This window comes from Streptomyces sp. MUM 203J, assembly GCF_022414595.1.
Taxonomy (GTDB): domain Bacteria; phylum Actinomycetota; class Actinomycetes; order Streptomycetales; family Streptomycetaceae; genus Streptomyces.
The window spans coordinates 1-15,649 of record NZ_JADWYO010000092.1 but is presented as its reverse complement, the minus strand read 5'-3'; the positions used below and the strand labels follow the sequence as shown (position 1 = coordinate 15,649).

The window sequence follows — 15,649 nt, the reverse complement described above, 5'->3', positions numbered from 1 at the left end:
GCGCTCGCCTCCCGCGGGGCCGCCGGAGCGGCGGCGCGAGCCGCGGCCCCCTGCCGTGGCGGCGGTGGTCGCCGCTGCGGATCCGTCGCCCTTCCGCCGGCGGCCGGACCGCCTGCCGCCGGGAGCGGTGGCGGTCTTCCGGCCCGGGCCGGGTGGCGTCTGGGACGTCCCCGGAGCGGGTTCGAGGGTGACGGCCACTCCGGACGGCTCGCGGGCGCCGGTGAGGGTGGCCAGTTCGGGGGCACTCGAGGTGACGCGGGTCGTCCGGGGGCGGATGCCCGCGTGCGACATGAGGAGTGAGGCGGCGCGCTTCTGGTCGGGCAGGACCAGCGTGATCACGCTGCCGGAGCCGCCCGCGCGGGCCGTGCGGCCACCGCGGTGGAGGTAGTCCTTGTGGTCGGTGGGCGGATCGATGTTCACGACGAGGTCGAGGTCGTCGACGTGGATGCCCCGGGCCGCGACGTTCGTCGCCACCAGCGCGGTGACCTGGCCGTTCTTGAACTGTTCCAGGGTGCGGTTCCGCTGCGGCTGGGTCCGGCCTCCGTGCAGGGCGGCCGCGCGGACCCCGACGGCCAGCAGCCGCTTGGCGAGCCGGTCGGCGGACCGCTTGGTGTCGAGGAACAGGATGACCCGGCCGTCACGGGCGGCGATGCGCGTGATGACGGCCTTCTTGTCGGTCTCGTCCTGGACGTGGAGCAGATGATGCTCCATGGTGGCCACCGCTCCCGCGGACGGGTCCACCGAGTGCACGACCGGGTCGGTCAGGAAGCGCTGCACGAGGCTGTCGATGTTGCGGTCCAGGGTGGCCGAGAAGAGCAGACGCTGTCCGTCCGGCCGTACCTGCTGGATCAGCTTGGTGATCTGCGGCAGGAAGCCCATGTCGGTCATCTGGTCGGCCTCGTCCAGCACCGTGATGCGCACGTCGTCGAGCACGCAGTCCCCGCGCTCCACCAGGTCGTTGAGCCTGCCGGGACTCGCCACGACCACCTCGGCGCCGCGCCGGAGAGCGCCGGCCTGCCTGCTGATGGACAGCCCGCCGACGACGGTGGCCAGCCGGAGGTTCACCGCCGTCGCGTACGGGGTCAGCGCGTCCGTCACCTGCTGGGCGAGTTCGCGGGTCGGCACCAGCACGAGGGCGAGGGGCGCCTTGGGCTGCGCGCGGAGCCCGGCCGTGCGGGCCAGGAGCGCCAGTCCGAAGGCCAGGGTCTTCCCGGAGCCGGTGCGTCCCCGTCCCAGCAGGTCACGGCCGGCGAGCGAGTTGGGCAGCGTGGCGGCCTGGATGGGGAAGGGGGCGGTCACGCCCTGTGCGGTGAGGGTCTTCAGCAGCGCCGGTGGCATGTCCAGAGCGGCGAAGTCCTCGACGGCGGGAAGAGCGGGTGTCGTGTTCTCCGGAAGGCGGAAATCCCTCGGGGAGGACGTGGACGGGGAGGGTGACGAAGAGCGCCGGTTCGGCTTCTGGGGCCTGCGGGACATGCGGTGGTCTGCCTTCCTGCTTTCTGGAAACAGCACACACCGGGGTCCGCACCACGACGGTGCGGACCCCGGTGCGCGAATATGCGTCCGGCGATCAGGCGGGGACGATGTTCTCCGCCTGCGGGCCCTTCTGGCCCTGCGTGACGTCGAAGGAGACCCGCTGGCCGTCCTGCAGCTCACGGAAGCCCTGGGTCGCGATGTTCGAGTAGTGGGCGAAGACGTCGGGGCCGCCGCCGTCCTGCTCGATGAAGCCGAAGCCCTTTTCGGCGTTGAACCACTTCACAGTTCCCTGTGCCATGACATTCTCCTTCTCTGGGCAGAGGCCCCATCCGGAGATGCCGGAAACAAACAATGCGCCCGAAGGAGGAACATTCCCGTCAGGCGCACATAAGTTCATGGGTACCAAAACTGCAACCCCGAAACAGTAACACAGTCCGCCGGGATGGGTGCGCGCGTCCTTCGCGCAGGGGCGTGGGTAGCCATGGCCGGATTGTGATCATGCTTGTCTCGGAACTCACGGGGGTGAGGCGCGGTGGGTGACGGTTCCGCGGGTCGGGCGGAGGGCTGTCGTCGCGGTGGCGGGGGTGCTGCTGGGCCTCGGTGGGGCAGGGGCATGGGCGGCCGGGGCCGGACCGTTCGCCGAGGAGCGGTACTGCTGGGGTGCCTGGGAGCGGGACAGCGGGCCGCGGCTGCTCGGGGACCGCGAGCCGGCTGGATCCGGGAGCGAGCGCACGGCCCAGGAGGACGGGGAGCTGACCGCGGACAGCTCGCGGGGCACCTGCACGCTGCTGGTGACGTCCAGTGTCGAGGACGACCGTGCGCCCGCCCCCGGCGAAGGGGAACCCGCCTCCGGCGCCATCGAGTTCGAGAAGAAGGTCACCGTCACCCACGGGCCCGTCCCACAGGACGCCGACGCCCGGCTGAGGTGGCTCGGCGCCTTCGTCGCCGGTTCCATGACGCCCCTGCCGGACGGTGTTCCCGGACTGGTCCGCCATGGCAGGGGCATGGTCGTCCTGCCCGAGGGCTGCGACACGGAGGGGCGCCCCTCCGTCGTCACGATCAGTGGAGATGAGGCAGGGGACGGGCATCTGGGCCTGGTCGGGCTGCCGACACGGATCGGCAGCGAGTGGGACGTCGCCCAGCTGCTGCTCGCCGTCGCCAACACCGCTATGAAGCAGGTCGGTTGTGCCTCCGGCACCCCGCTGCAGGTCTCCTCTCCGGTGGAGGTGACCGAGAGCGAGGACCGGGGTGTCAGCGCGTCGCGCACCTGCCGGATTCCGGGGCTCGGCTTCAAGACCGCCGAGGGCACCCACTACGAGGCCGATGTCGGCGCGGTGAACGGCGGTCTGCAGCTCTGCAGGATCAACGAAACGCAGAACGTCAGGTCCCCGGAGTTCGCAGGGCAGTTCGCCATGAGCTCCCAGCCGCGTCTGGCGGCGCTGTTCCGCGGGCTGGCCGACGACCGCCCGGTGGGGGAGGGCCGGCGGTGGCCGGACTGGCCCCGGAAGGGCGAGAACTACCGGTACAGCCAGCTCGTGTCCGCGGGCGACGGAGCAGGTGTCCGCAGCTGTGACATCGGTCTGCTCGGGGACCGTCCGGAGGTCCGGCTGACAACGGTGGAGGACCCGGACCTGGCCCAGATGTTCCGGGCGCCCGCGCTCTCGGGCGGCGAACCCGTCAAGGGGACCGGCTGCGGAAGGCTCGGCGGCGATCTGACCGTGTTCAGGACGAGCTGTCAGACCGGTGATGTCGTCTTCGTCGTCCAGGAGTCCGGCAGGTCACACTCCTGGTCCCGCGAACTGCTGCCCGCGTACGTGAATGGCGAGGCACGGCGCATCGGGTGCGGGGACGTGACGGTGAAGCTGCCGGGCTGACCGGCCGCGTGCCGCGGTGAGCACGCCACGGCACTCCCGGGGAAACACCTCGTCACACGGCGGTCGGCAGCCGCCGGGCCACTGGATTCCCACGATCCGGGGCCTGAGGCCGCTCCCGGCAGGTCCCTCCGCACTCCCCGTACTCGACGAACACCTTGCCGCCGCCGGCCACCTCGAACCCGTTGCCGCACGCCCGGACGCGCCTTGCGTCCAGGCCGACGGCGCAGACCGTGCGGTCCTGTGGGACGAGTCCGTCCTCCGGAGCGGCTGGCCGCATCCCCGGTTCCGGGAGCAGACGTGACCGCGCGGGCGGTCTTTCGGGCTCGCTCCTGCCGCGGCGGGCGCGGCCAGACCGGTCAGGGCGCGGCCACGGCTCCGGCGGCGGCGAGGTCGCGTATCGGCGCAGAGAACCCCGTGGGGGGCCGGACACTCAGTGGCGGGTGTCCCGGACCGCCCTGCCCGCGCCTGATCCTTGCTCCGGCCCGGAGCCGGTCGATCCAGAACACCCTGGTGGGTGCCAGGCCGACAGGGCCGGGAGGGATCCGGACGGTTCACGGTGACCACGCCCGCGCGCACGAGGTGCCGGGGGTCCCTCGATCGGCCCGTGCGGCTCGCGGAGCGCGGGGGGCCGCCCCAGGATGAAGGCTCAGGGCCGCCGGGTGTCCGCACCGCCGGACACCGCGGTCGCCGCTCGCTCCCCCGCGAAGGAAGGGCCTGCCGGATGGCCACCTCGACCTGCATATCCCAGTCGGCGTTCGACGGTTCCAGGCTGCGCGTCATCCTGCTCGTCGATCTCCACGAAGGCGCCCAGGAACAGTTCCTGGACGCGTACGAGCACATGCGCAGCCATGTCGCGTCCGTCCCCGGACACGTCAGCGACCAGCTGTGCCAGTCCATGGAGAACCCGTCCCAGTGGCTCATCGCCAGCGAATGGGAGAGCGCCCCGCCGTTCCTCGCCTGGTTGAGCAGCGAACACCACATCGAGACGGTCAAGCCCATGCAGCGCTGCGTCCGCGACCTGCGGTCGATGCGCTACCACATCCTGCGCGAGACCGGTGGAACCGGGGCTGTCCGGGCCGTTCCCGAGGCCCAGCCGTCTCCGCGCACGGGCGACGGGGTGACGCGCCACGCGCTGACCTTCACCGTCAGGCCCGGATCCGAGTCGAAGGTCGCGGAGATCCTCGCCGGATACGCTCCCCCCGAGTCCCGCGTCGACGACACCACCCGGCTGCGCCGCACCACACTCTTCATGTACGGCAACCGGGTCGTCCGCACCGTCGAGGTGGAGGGCGATCTGATGACGGCCCTCCGCCATGTGTCCCGCCAGCCCGAGATCCGGGCGGTCGAGGCGGCCCTCAACCCGCATCTGGAGCAGCACCGCGACCTCACCGACCCCGAGTCTGCCCGGGCCTTCTTCACCCGCGCGGCCATGCCCGCCGTGCACCATGTGGCACGCGGCGTGCCGGAACCGGCGGACGTACGGCGCCACGCGCTGTACTACCCGGCCCGCGAGGGCTGCGGCATGGCGCTGGCCCGGCTGCTCTCCCGGCAGGACGAGGCAGCCGCGCAGGACCCGGCCGGCCCGGTGCTGAGCAGCACCGTCTTCCACCGGGACGACACGGTCGTCCGGCTGATCGACGTGGCGGGCGACCCCGAGGCCGACCCGGCCGCGGCGCTCGCGGTCCAGGGCACACGGAAGGCCGCCGTCCTGGCCCGCCTGCTGGACGCCGACGCACTCGGTCTGGACGGTCCGCTCGCGGGCGGCGCGCGGGACGCGACCCGGCTCCTCGCACACGCCGACATGACGCCGGTCACCGACCGCAGGGCCCCGCGGTCCTGACCCCACCCCACACGCCCACCCCTACCGCTCAACCTGGAGACGGACCATGTACAAGACGCGCCCGCGCATCGTGGACCTGAGCGAGACCGAGCCCAACCGCAAGCGCGGCGGCGATCTGCGCACCATGCTCACGCCGGTCACGGTCGGTTCCACCAGCGGCTTCATGGGCCTGGCCATCCTGCAGCCCGGCGAACGCATCAGCGAGCACTACCACCCGTACTCCGAGGAGTTCGTGTACGTCGTCCAAGGCAGCCTCGAAGCCGACCTCGACGACGAGGTGTTCCCCATGGGCCCCGACCAGGGCCTCATGATCCCCATCAACATGAGGCACCGCTTCCGTAACGTCGGCAGCGAGGAGGCCCGGATGGTGTTCCACCTGGGCCCGCTGGCGCCGAAGCCGAGTCTCGGCCATGTCGACACGGAGGCGTCGGAGGGCAGCGAGACCCTCAAGCCGTATCCGGTCGTGCAGGAGGAGGACACCCGGCCCGTGCGACGCGGGGTCCCCTCGTGACCCGGCGGGTGGCGGTCACCGGCATAGGCGTCGTCGCCCCCGGCGGGATCGGCGTACCGGCGTTCTGGGACCTCCTCGCCCAAGGCCGCACCGCGACACGCGGCATCACCCTGTTCGACCCCGAGGGGCTGCGGTCGCGGATCGCCGCCGAGTGCGACTTCGACCCGGCGGCGCACGGGCTCGACCCCGAACTCGTCGAACGTTCCGACCGGTACATCCAGTTCGCCGTGGCCGCCGCGGCGGAGGCGGTGGCCGACTGCGGCCTCGACCTCGGCGCGGAGGACCCCTGGCGGGTCGCCGTCTCCCTCGGCAGCGCCGTGGGCGGGACGACCCGCCTGGAACACGACTACGTCCTGGTCAGTGAGGGAGGCCGGCGCTGGGACGTCGACCACAGGGCCGCCGAACCACAGCTGCACCTGGCGTTCTCACCCAGCACGCTGGCCTCCGTCGTCGCGGAGAGGTTCGGTGCCCAGGGGCCCGTGCAGACCGTCTCGACCGGCTGCACCTCCGGACTCGACGCGGTGGGATACGGCTTCCACACCATCGAGGAGGGCCGCGCCGACATCTGCATCGCCGGAGCGTCGGACTCCCCGATCTCCCCGATCACCATGGCCTGCTTCGACGCCATCAAGGCCACCTCCCCGAACAACGACGACCCGGCGCACGCCTCCCGGCCCTTCGACGCCGACCGTGACGGGTTCGTCATGGGCGAGGGCGCCGCGGTGCTCGTCCTGGAGGAGCTCGAACACGCCCGGGCCCGCGGCGCGCCCGTGTACTGCGAGGTGGGCGGCTACGCCACGTACGGCAACGCCTACCACATGACCGGTCTGACCAGCGAGGGCCTGGAGATGGCCCGGGCCATCGACACGGCACTGGACCACGCCCGGGTGAACCCGGAGGAGATCGACTACGTCAACGCCCACGGCTCGGGCACCCGTCAGAACGACCGCCACGAGACCGCCGCGGTCAAACGGTCGCTGGGCGCCCACGCCTACGAGACACCCATGAGTTCGATCAAGTCCATGGTCGGCCACTCGCTGGGCGCGATCGGCGCGATCGAGGTCGTCGCCTGCGTGCTGGCCATGGCGCACCAGGTGGTGCCGCCGACGGCGAACTACCAGACCCCGGACCCCGAGTGCGACCTGGACTACGTGCCACGCACGGCCCGCCCCCGCCGGCTCGGCCGGGTGCTCTCCGTCGGCAGCGGCTTCGGCGGCTTCCAGTCCGCGGTGCTCCTGACGGGAACGGGCGGGAGGACACGATGAGCGAGCGACGAACCCGGCCCGCCACGGCGGTCACCGGCATCGGTGTGACCGCGCCCAACGGACTGAGCACGGAGACCTACTGGAAGTCCGTCAAGGAGGGTGTGAACGTCCTGGACCGGATCACCCGGGAGGGATGCGGGCACCTTCCGCTCCAGGTCGCCGGAGAGGTGAGGGGTTTCGACCCCACGGCACTCATCGAGGAGAACTTCCTCGTCCAGACGGACCGGTTCAGCCACTTCGCGATGGCCGCCGCGAGCACCGCCCTGGAGGACGCGGGACTCCCCGGCGCCGCCGCCGGCTCCCCGTACTCCGTCGGGGTGGTCACCGCCGCCGGGTCCGGCGGCGGTGAGTTCGGCCAGCACGAACTCCAGAAACTCTGGGGACAGGGATCCCGCTACGTCGGCCCCTACCAGTCCATCGCCTGGTTCTACGCGGCCAGCACCGGACAGATATCCATCCGCGGCGGCTTCAAGGGCCCCTGCGGGGTGGTCGCCAGTGACGAGGCGGGCGGGCTGGACGCGGTCGCACAGGCCGCCAGGACCGTACGACGGGGCACCGACGTGGTCGTGGTCGGCGCGGCGGAGGCGCCGCTCGCCCCTTACTCGATGGTCTGCCAGCTCGGCTACCCGGAGCTGAGCACGGTCGGGGACCCGGCCCGCGCCTACCGCCCCTTCACCTCCGGGGCCTGCGGCTTCGTACCCGCCGAGGGCGGCGCGGTGCTGATCGTCGAGGACGCGGAGCGGGCACGACGCCGGGGCGCGGCGGTCCGCGCCACCGTGGCCGGCCATGCCGCCACGTTCACCGGCGCCTCCCGCTGGGACCGGTCGCGGGAAGGGCTGGCCCAGGCCGTCCGCGGGGCCCTCGACGAGGCGGGGTGCGCGCCCGAGGAGATCGACGTGGTCTTCGCGGACGCGATGGGCGTGCCGGAAGCGGACCGGGCCGAGGCCCTCGCCCTCTCCGACGCACTCGGCCCGCACGGCACCCGCGTGCCCGTCACCGCCCCCAAGACCGGAATCGGACGCTCCTACTGCGGGGCGCCCCTGCTGGACGTCGCGGCGGCCGTCATGGCCATGGAACACGGACAGATCCCGCCCACGCCCAACGTCTTCGACATCTGCCACGACATCGACCTGGTGACCGCCAGGGCACGTCCGGCCGAACTCCGCACGGCTCTGGTCCTCAGCCGGGGACTCATGGGCTCCAACGCGGCCCTCGTGCTGCGCCGCGGCCACGGAACCGCCGGCTAGCCCGACCGGGACGCCGGGACCGACCGCACTGGAAGCAACGACAAGGACACTCGCATGAGCATGGAACTGACCGCCGACGAACTGGCCGCGCTGATGAAGAAGTCCGCCGGCGTCACCGTCGCCCCGCAGGACCTCGCCCGCCGCCTCGACACCCCGTTCAGCGAACTCGGCGTCGACTCGCTCGGACTCCTCGGCATCGTGGGGGCCCTGGAGAACGAGCGCGGCCAGGCGCTGCCCGCCGACGCGGAGCGCTCCAAGACCCCCCGCGACTTCCTCGACCTGGTCAACAGCACCCTCACGGCTGGAGCCTGACGTGGCAGCGCACACCGAGAACGAGATCACCATCGCCGCGCCCCTGGACCTGGTCTGGGACATGACCAACGACCTGGAGCGCTGGCCGCAGCTGTTCAGCGAGTACGCGGCCGTCGAGGTACTGTCCCGCCAGGGCGACACGGTCACCTTCCGGCTGACCATGCACCCGGACGACAACGGAAAGGTGTGGAGCTGGGTCTCCGAGCGGGTCGCCGACCGCGACAAGCTCACCGTCCGCGCACGCCGCGTCGAGACCGGCCCCTTCGCGTACATGAACATCATCTGGGAGTACGAGGAGACACCGGCCGGTACCCGGATGCACTGGACCCAGGACTTCGCCATGAAGCCCGAGGCCCCGGTCGACGACGCGGGCATGACCGAGATGATCAACCGCAACTCCCGGATCCAGATGGCCCTCATCCGCGACCGCGTCGAGCAGGCCGCAGGCGAACGCCCGGCCGCACCCGTCACGCCCGCCTGACCCGAGCGGTGGCCTTCGCCGTCGTACGAGACGGCGCGCCGCCGTCGACAAGGAGACAAGACCCCATGCACCAGGCCCTGATCGTCGCCCGGATGGCCCCGCAGTCCGCTCCGGAGATCGCGGAGGTCTTCGCCGCCTCCGACCGGGGGGAGCTTCCGCACCTCGTCGGGGTGACCCGGCGCTCCCTCTTCCAGTTCGGCGACGTGTACATGCACCTCGTCGAAGCCGAGCGGGACCCGGGCCCCGCCATCGCGCGGGTGACGGACCACCCCGAGTTCCGTGACATCAGCAGGAGGCTGGAGGCGTACGTCAGCCCGTACGACCCGCTGACCTGGCGCGGCCCGAAGGACGCCATGGCCCGGTGCTTCTACCGCTGGGAACGTGACACCGCCGCCCGGTAGGCGACGGCCGGAGACGTACGAGGAGGGCCGCCGCCCCTGGGGACGGCGGCCCTCCTCGTGGCGCGGGGGCTCCTCAGCGGACGAGGGAGGGCAGCAGACGCAGCGCGTTGTCCCGGTTGATGCCCCGCAGCTGGCGTTCGGAGAGGAACGGGTCGCTGTCCAGTGCGGGTGCCGCGATGTCGGAGACGACCTGCGCGGGGGTGGGCGGCCAGTCCGTGCCGAAGAGGATGCGCCCGGGGTCCACGGTGGCCAGCAGGGTGGGCGTGGAGCAGGGGGACATGGGGCCGGCCGTGTCGAAGTAGAACCGGTGCAGGTAGTCGCGGACCCGTCCCGGCTCGATCCTGGGCGTGACATGCCCGCCCAGGATCTCCAGCCGGGAGGCGATGTACGGGAGGAAGCCGCCTCCGTGCGGCAGGACGAAGGTGAGGTTCGGGTAGCGGTCGAGGGTGCCGTTCCTGATGAGGTTGACCGCGGCACGGGTGGTGTCCATGAGGAAGTCGCACACGAAGGGCGGCAGGCCCGGCAGCCCCGGGCCTCCGTCCGGGCCGCCCGGCACCTCCATGGGGTGGGTGCTGATGACCGCGGACCGCTCGTTCAGCTCTCCCAGGAGGCGGTCGTGCGACGCGTCCCCGAGGAAGACGCCGTCCGTGCTGGTGCGGGTGCTCACCCCGACGGCGCCGAGTTCGTCGAGGCCGTGCCGGACGCTCCACAGGGAGAGTTCCAGGTCGTCGAGGAAGACCGGGGTGAAGAACGCGAAGCGCGCGGGGTGGGCCTCGACGACGTCCGCCGCCGCCCGCAGGGCGACCCGTGCGCTCTCCTGCCGCACCGTGCGCTCCCGGAGCCGCCCGAGCATCGCCACCGTCATCACGGCGGTGCCGATGCCGGTCCTGTCCATCAGTTCCAGGGCCGTGCCCAGGTCCCAGCGGGTCCACCAGGGCAGCTTGTCGCGGTGGGCCACACCCCGCTCCTCCGCCCAGTCCAGCCAGGCCGGTGCGGTGAAATGGTGGTGGACGTCCACGCGTCCGGCGGTGGGACCGCCCGGGGCGGTCTGGGGTTCCAGCGGAGCCGTCCGGCCGTCCGCCGGGCTGTCCGCGTCCTGGACCCGCGGGTCGCGTACGAAGGTCATGTCCGTGTCCTCTTCTCGAAGACGTCCCCGGCCGCGGACGACGGGTGAGCGACGCCACGGCCGGGGAGCGTGCGGTTGGGAATGTTGTGCAGAGGTGCTCAGCTGCGGCAGAGCGCCGTTCTGAGGGCGTCGGCCAGCAGGCGGTCGGCGTCCGGGGCGGCGGCCCGCGCGCGCCACGCGACGAACCCGTCGGGCCGTACGAGAACGGCTCCGTCCTCGGTCACGCCGTGTGCCTGCGCCCAGTCGCCCTCCCGCTCGGGCACCAGATCCCGGCCACGCCCCACGAGGTAGGCGTCGACCGGGACGCCCAGGCTCTCCGCGGCCTTGAGGGCCGCGTCCCGCCACACCCGGCCCCCGGATCCGGCGAGGACCACGAAGGAGCGCTCGTACAGGTCCAGCGTGGAGATCCGGACGGCGTCCCGCAGCACCCACAGGTGCGGAGAACGGGTCCCCGGCTCGCCGCCGAGCGTGAAACCGTCGGGCACCACCGGACGGTCCGGGGCGGCACCCACCACGGCGTCCGACGCGTACCGGTAGCAGAGCGACACGGTCATCAGGTCCGCCGGGTCGTTGTTGCGGTGCGCCGCCGGACTGTAGCCCGGATGCTGCTCCTCGACCGCCTGGAGCGCCGCCCGGGCGCTGGTGGCGACGGCGACCGGCCGCCGCTCCTGCTCGTAGGTGCCGAGCAGCGGCGTGCCCGCCCAGCCGCGGAGTACCGCGGCCAGTTTCCAGGCGAGATTGTGGGCGTCCTGAATTCCTGTGTTGGAGCCGAACGCCCCCGTGGGCGGCATTTCGTGAGCGGAGTCGCCGGCGAGAAATACTCGGCCCTTCCCATAGCTGTCCGCGACGCGGTCCGAAGCGTGCCAGGGGGTCTTTCCGGTGATCTCGACATCGATGTCCGGAACTCCGGCCGCCGCGCGGATATGCGCTTCGACGCGCGCGTTTCCGAAATCTTCCAGGACTTCCCCGCTGTCCGGGTTCCAGGGCGTGTGGATCACCCACCGCTCCTCGTTGTCCACGGGCAGCAGCGCGCCTTCCCCCATCGGGTCGGTGACATAGCAGACGACGAACTTCTTGTCCCCGACGTACTCCTTCAGCGCCTTGCTGCGGAAGGTGATGCTGACATTGTGGAACAGCTCGCCGAGCCCCGACTGGCCGATTCCCAGACGCTCGCGCACAGAACTCCTGGGCCCGTCGGCGGCCACCAGGAACGCGGCGTCCACGCTGTACGTCTCACCGGTGTCCCGGCACATCACCTCTGCCCGGACCCCGTCCTCGCGCTGCTCGAAGGACAGCATCTCGGTACCGAACCGGATGTCCCCGCCCTGGCGGCGGGCCGCGTCCAGCAGCACCGGCTCCAGGTCGTTCTGGCTGCACAGGCACCAGTCGGACGAGCTGATCCGGGAGATGTCCATGCCCGCGGAGATGTCCTGGACGATCCAGCGGCGCTGACCTCCCGTCAGCGTGTCCACCTGGAGCACGCCGTCGTTCCCGGCCAGCGTCCACGCCGCCTCGCGGATGCGCGTCTCCAGCCCGGCGGTCCGGAAGACCTCCATGGTGCGTACGTTGTTCCCGCGGCCGCGCGGGTGGGTGGAAGTCCTGGGGTGCCGCTCCACGAGCATGTGGTCGATGCCGAGACGCCCCAGGAAAACCGATGTGGAAAGGCCCACGAGGGATCCGCCCACGATGAGAACCGGTACCGACTTCGCCGAGTGTCCGCTCAATTGTTTCCTCACCCGTCCGGCGGTTCCCGGTCCTGCAGTCGAGGACCGGTCTGTCCATGAGTGTGTATCAAGCGGGGCCCGCACCCGCGACCGGGATGCGGCAATGGATGGGCCGGCCGGGTCACGCGGCGGTTCCGTGCGCCCACTCGGCGGCCGACCCGTATGGACCAGGCCCGTTTGCCGCGTTGTGCCGCACGGGAAACCGTGGCAATGACCACCGAACCAACGACCTCACGGGAACCGTCATGACGCAAGCGTTCGCATCCGAGGAAATGTCCTCCGAAGAGGCCGCCGCGGCCGCCTCGAGCTGCAGCCGGGAGTTCCGCGCCAACCCGCACCCCGTCTACGCGGCGCTCCGGACGGCCGCGCCCGTGTGCCCGCTGACACCGCCCCACGGGGTCGACACCTATCTCATCACCCGGTACGACGACGCCCGCGCCGCCCTGGCCGACCCGCGGCTCAGCAAGGACATGCACGGGGCCCTCGACACGTACCACCGCATCTTCGGCCCCTCGTCGGTCGCCCTCGACGACAACATGCTCTTCTCGGACCCGCCGAAGCACACCAGGCTCCGGCGGATCGTCGGCAACACCTTCACGCCCAAGAGAGTCGAGTCGCTCCGCCCGCGCGTCCAGAAGATCACCGAGGAACTGCTCGACCGGTGCCCCACCTCGGAACCCATGGACCTGCTCCCGGAGTTCTGCTTCCCGCTGCCGCTCAACGTGATCTGCGAGCTCCTCGGCGTACCCGAGGACGAGCGCAAGCAGGCTCAGGCGTGGTCCGCCACGGTCGCCCAGACCGGCTTCGGGCCCGAGGCGCGCAAGGCCCTGGAGGTGGCCGAGGGCAATCTGCGCGACTACCTCGTGGACCTGATCGCACGGAAGCGGCAGGACCCCGACGGAGGCCTGCTCAGCGCACTCGTCACCGCACGGGACGAGGAGGGAGCCCTCACGGACGGCGAACTCGTCTCCACCGCGTGGGTGCTGCTCTTCGCGGGCCACAAGTCCACGGCGTACCAGCTCGGCAACGCCGTCTACCACCTGCTGGCCGACGACGAGCAGCGGCGGCTGGCGTTCCGGGACGCGAAGGCGACCGCCGCCGCCGTCGAGGAGATCTTCCGGTTCGAGACCTCCGTGGAGAACTCCACCTTCCGTTACGCGTCCGAGGACATCGTGATCCGGGACACGGCCATCCCCAAGGGCGCCCTCGTCCAGATCTCCATCACCGGGGCCAACCGCGACCCGGAGGTGTTCCCCGACCCGGACCGGATGGACGTCACCCGCTCCAACGTGCAGGCCACGCAGCTCGCGTTCGGCTACGGCCCGCACTACTGCATCGGCGCGCCGCTGGCCCGCCTGGAGATGCAGCTCGCGCTGGGCACGCTGTTCGCCCGGTTCCCCCGGATGACCCTGGCCGGGGCGCCGGAGGACGCGCGCTGGATGACCGTGCCGTTCCCCGCGTTCCGGGGGCTCGCCGAGCTGCCCGTCGTCCTCGATCCGTCATGACGGGCGACACCACCGGCCGGGCTGTGCGAGTCATCCGGCTGCTGCACGTCCGGGAGGGCCGCGAGGCGGACTTCGTACGGGCTTACCACGACGTGCAGGAACGGGCCAGACGGTCTCCCGGGCACCTCCACGAGCAGCTGTGCCGCTCGACGGAGAGCCCGCAGCAGTGGCTGCTCACCAGCGAGTGGGAGAGCCTCGACGCCGTGCGGCGCTGGCGCACCGACCCCGATCACGCGACGCTGATCGAGCCGATGAACGCCTGCCTGCACGACGACCGGTGGACCGGGGTCTTCCACGTGATGCACCCCGTGCCGTGACCCCGGCACCCGGCCCCCGTCAGGCCGGTTCGCGCAGCAGCTGCTCCAGGTCGCACAGCAGCCGCAGCGCGTCGGCCCGCCGGCTGGGGCGCACCGCCACGGCGGGCGCCTCGGCCAGGGCGGCCACCCGCAGCGCGGCAGCCGCCTGACGGGCGAACATCGCCAGCAGGTCCAGCTCCTGGAGCCCGGAGCGGGCCTGCGGCGAGGGGTCGAGAACCTCCAGGACGCCCAGCACGCGGCCGTCGCTGATCAGCGGGGCGGCCATCAGCGCGTTCGGCACGTACGCGGTGGACTCGGCCAGCTCGCGGTCGAACGAGCTGTCCGCCGCGAGGTCGTCCACCACCATCGGCTCGCCGGACGTCGCCACCCAGCCCGCGATGCCCCGGCCCGCCGGGAAGCGGCGGCCCACCAGGAAGTCCTCGCCCTGGCCGGACACCGCCTGGAACACCAGCTCGTCGGCCTCCTCGTCCAGCAGGAACACCGAACCGGCCGCCGCGCCGAAGATCGCGCGGGCCACGTCGACGACGGACTGGAGCAGTTCACGGCGTGCCGCGTCCAGCAGGACCGGCCGGGGCCCGGGAAGGGAGTCACCTGTGGTCGTCATGGGATACCTCTTCTGCGTCTGATGCCGAGTCCGGCGGTACGGGTGCCGGGTGCACGTTGGCGGCGGACAGGTACAGGGCCGTCTTCAGCTGGAAGACCGTCATCCTCGGCTGGGCCGACAGGAACCGGGCGCACAGGCCCGTGATGTACGGGGTGGCGAAACTGTTGCCGGTCGTCCGGATGGACGCGCCGCCGAGCCACGGCACCGTCACGTTCTGCCCCGGCGCGAAGAACTCCACCGGAGGCGACGGGTTGTAGAGGTGCAGCGAAGGATCGTCCTCCTGGTGGCTGCCGACCGAGACGACCGACGCGAACCGCCAGGGGAAGCTTTCCACCGGCGAGTTGTGGGCCGACGCGACGATCACCGACCGGGTGAAGTAGGCGTGGTCGGCCAGCTGGTGCAGGTCCTGCGCGAACCGGGTGCGGGTTGTGGACAGACTCAGGTTGACCAGGTCGAAGCCCTGCTCCACGGCCCAGCGCAGCCCGGCCAGCAACACCTCGCCGGTGCCGGAGAACCGTTCCCCCAGAACCCGGACGCTGTACAGCTCGCAGTCCGGCGCCGTGCGCCGGATGATCCCCGCGCAGGCCGTGCCGTGGCCGCAGGTGTCCCCCGTGCCGGTCGGCCTGACCTCGGTCCGGCCCGTCTCCGGGTCCTTCACCACGACCCAGGAGCCCTGCACCGGGCCCACCTTCGGATGGTCCCGCTCCACGCCCGAGTCGACGACGCAGACCCGGACACCGCGCCCGGTCCCCTGCGGGGGCGGGGAGGTTCCCCCGTCCGACTGCACCGGTACATCCGCTGGTCCGCGCCCCCGCAGGCTCCAGGTCAGGCCCCCGCCCGGCCCGGTCCGCGCGCTGTGCGCCACCGGGTGCGATGCCGTGCTCATCCGCCTCAGCTCCTCTCCGCCGTCCGGCCCATGTCCTCGACGGGGCTGCCGCCGTCCGACCAGTCCGAGTGCAGATGGCAGTC

General features: G+C 71.8%; 17 protein-coding genes. 10 read left to right on the top strand and 7 right to left on the bottom strand.

The window, feature by feature from the left end:
- Positions 1–1,473: DEAD/DEAH box helicase (locus tag I3F58_RS27890; RefSeq protein ID WP_240111488.1), on the bottom strand; the 1,473-nt coding region annotated here is incomplete at its 3' end.
- 94 nt (positions 1,474–1,567) lie between these two features.
- Complete coding sequence (locus I3F58_RS27885) at positions 1,568–1,771, bottom strand: cold-shock protein (protein WP_240111487.1); 204 nt, start codon at positions 1,769–1,771, stop codon at positions 1,568–1,570.
- 238 nt (positions 1,772–2,009) lie between these two features.
- Here I3F58_RS27885 and I3F58_RS27880 point away from each other — a divergent pair, with 238 nt between their 5' ends.
- Positions 2,010–3,347: a hypothetical protein gene (locus tag I3F58_RS27880; protein ID WP_240111486.1), complete on the top strand. Its 1,338-nt coding sequence runs from the start codon at positions 2,010–2,012 to the stop codon at positions 3,345–3,347.
- Positions 3,348–3,399: 52 nt separating this feature from the next.
- Here the strand turns inward: I3F58_RS27880 and I3F58_RS27875 are convergent, their stop codons facing one another.
- Positions 3,400–3,624, bottom strand: coding sequence for a hypothetical protein (locus I3F58_RS27875; protein ID WP_240111485.1), 225 nt, complete (start codon positions 3,622–3,624; stop codon positions 3,400–3,402).
- Positions 3,625–4,068: 444 nt separating this feature from the next.
- Between I3F58_RS27875 and I3F58_RS27870 the strand changes: the two genes are divergently transcribed.
- The 7 genes from I3F58_RS27870 to I3F58_RS27840 all read left to right on the top strand — a co-directional run bounded on the left by I3F58_RS27870 (position 4,069) and on the right by I3F58_RS27840 (position 9,404).
- Entirely contained in the window at positions 4,069–5,187 is a 1,119-nt protein-coding gene (locus I3F58_RS27870; RefSeq protein WP_240111484.1) for a SchA/CurD-like domain-containing protein, read from the top strand.
- A gap of 46 nt (positions 5,188–5,233) precedes the next feature.
- On the top strand, positions 5,234–5,698 hold the full coding sequence (locus I3F58_RS27865; RefSeq protein ID WP_240111483.1) for a cupin domain-containing protein: 465 nt from the start codon (positions 5,234–5,236) through the stop codon (positions 5,696–5,698).
- Entirely contained in the window at positions 5,695–6,963 is a 1,269-nt protein-coding gene (locus I3F58_RS27860; RefSeq protein WP_240111482.1) for a beta-ketoacyl synthase, read from the top strand. The genes I3F58_RS27865 and I3F58_RS27860 overlap by 4 nt, the downstream gene beginning before the upstream one ends.
- On the top strand, positions 6,960–8,210 hold the full coding sequence (locus tag I3F58_RS27855; RefSeq protein ID WP_240111481.1) for a ketosynthase chain-length factor: 1,251 nt from the start codon (positions 6,960–6,962) through the stop codon (positions 8,208–8,210). The genes I3F58_RS27860 and I3F58_RS27855 overlap by 4 nt, the downstream gene beginning before the upstream one ends.
- Positions 8,211–8,264: 54 nt before the next feature.
- Entirely contained in the window at positions 8,265–8,522 is a 258-nt protein-coding gene (locus I3F58_RS27850) for an acyl carrier protein (protein ID WP_240111480.1), read from the top strand.
- A gap of 1 nt (position 8,523) precedes the next feature.
- Entirely contained in the window at positions 8,524–9,003 is a 480-nt protein-coding gene (locus tag I3F58_RS27845; protein WP_240111479.1) for an SRPBCC family protein, read from the top strand.
- 65 nt (positions 9,004–9,068) lie between these two features.
- The gene (locus I3F58_RS27840; protein WP_240111478.1) at positions 9,069–9,404 is read left to right on the top strand and encodes a TcmI family type II polyketide cyclase; all 336 of its coding nucleotides are present in this window, start codon (positions 9,069–9,071) and stop codon (positions 9,402–9,404) included.
- 73 nt (positions 9,405–9,477) lie between these two features.
- On the opposite strand, the gene I3F58_RS27835 is transcribed toward I3F58_RS27840, so the two are convergent.
- Both I3F58_RS27835 and I3F58_RS27830 read right to left on the bottom strand, forming a co-directional pair.
- A complete protein-coding gene (locus I3F58_RS27835; RefSeq protein ID WP_240111489.1) occupies positions 9,478–10,422 on the bottom strand; it encodes an amidohydrolase family protein in 945 nt (314 codons plus the stop codon).
- Between the two features lie 206 nt (positions 10,423–10,628).
- Complete coding sequence (locus I3F58_RS27830; protein ID WP_374208051.1) at positions 10,629–12,266, bottom strand: FAD-dependent oxidoreductase; 1,638 nt, start codon at positions 12,264–12,266, stop codon at positions 10,629–10,631.
- Positions 12,267–12,499: 233 nt separating this feature from the next.
- On the opposite strand from I3F58_RS27830, the gene I3F58_RS27825 reads away from it, so the two are divergent.
- Both I3F58_RS27825 and I3F58_RS27820 read left to right on the top strand, forming a co-directional pair.
- Positions 12,500–13,759, top strand: a complete 1,260-nt coding sequence (locus I3F58_RS27825; protein WP_240111476.1) for a cytochrome P450 — start codon at positions 12,500–12,502, stop codon at positions 13,757–13,759.
- Entirely contained in the window at positions 13,756–14,076 is a 321-nt protein-coding gene (locus tag I3F58_RS27820; RefSeq protein WP_240111475.1) for an antibiotic biosynthesis monooxygenase, read from the top strand. The genes I3F58_RS27825 and I3F58_RS27820 overlap by 4 nt, the downstream gene beginning before the upstream one ends.
- Before the next feature lie 19 nt (positions 14,077–14,095).
- Here the strand turns inward: I3F58_RS27820 and I3F58_RS27815 are convergent, their stop codons facing one another.
- Positions 14,096–14,680, bottom strand: a complete 585-nt coding sequence (locus tag I3F58_RS27815; protein WP_240111474.1) for a GAF domain-containing protein — start codon at positions 14,678–14,680, stop codon at positions 14,096–14,098.
- Entirely contained in the window at positions 14,664–15,566 is a 903-nt protein-coding gene (locus I3F58_RS27810; protein WP_240111473.1) for a S8 family serine peptidase, read from the bottom strand. Before I3F58_RS27810 ends, I3F58_RS27815 begins: the two co-directional genes overlap by 17 nt.
- Positions 15,567–15,649: the final 83 nt, after the last annotated feature.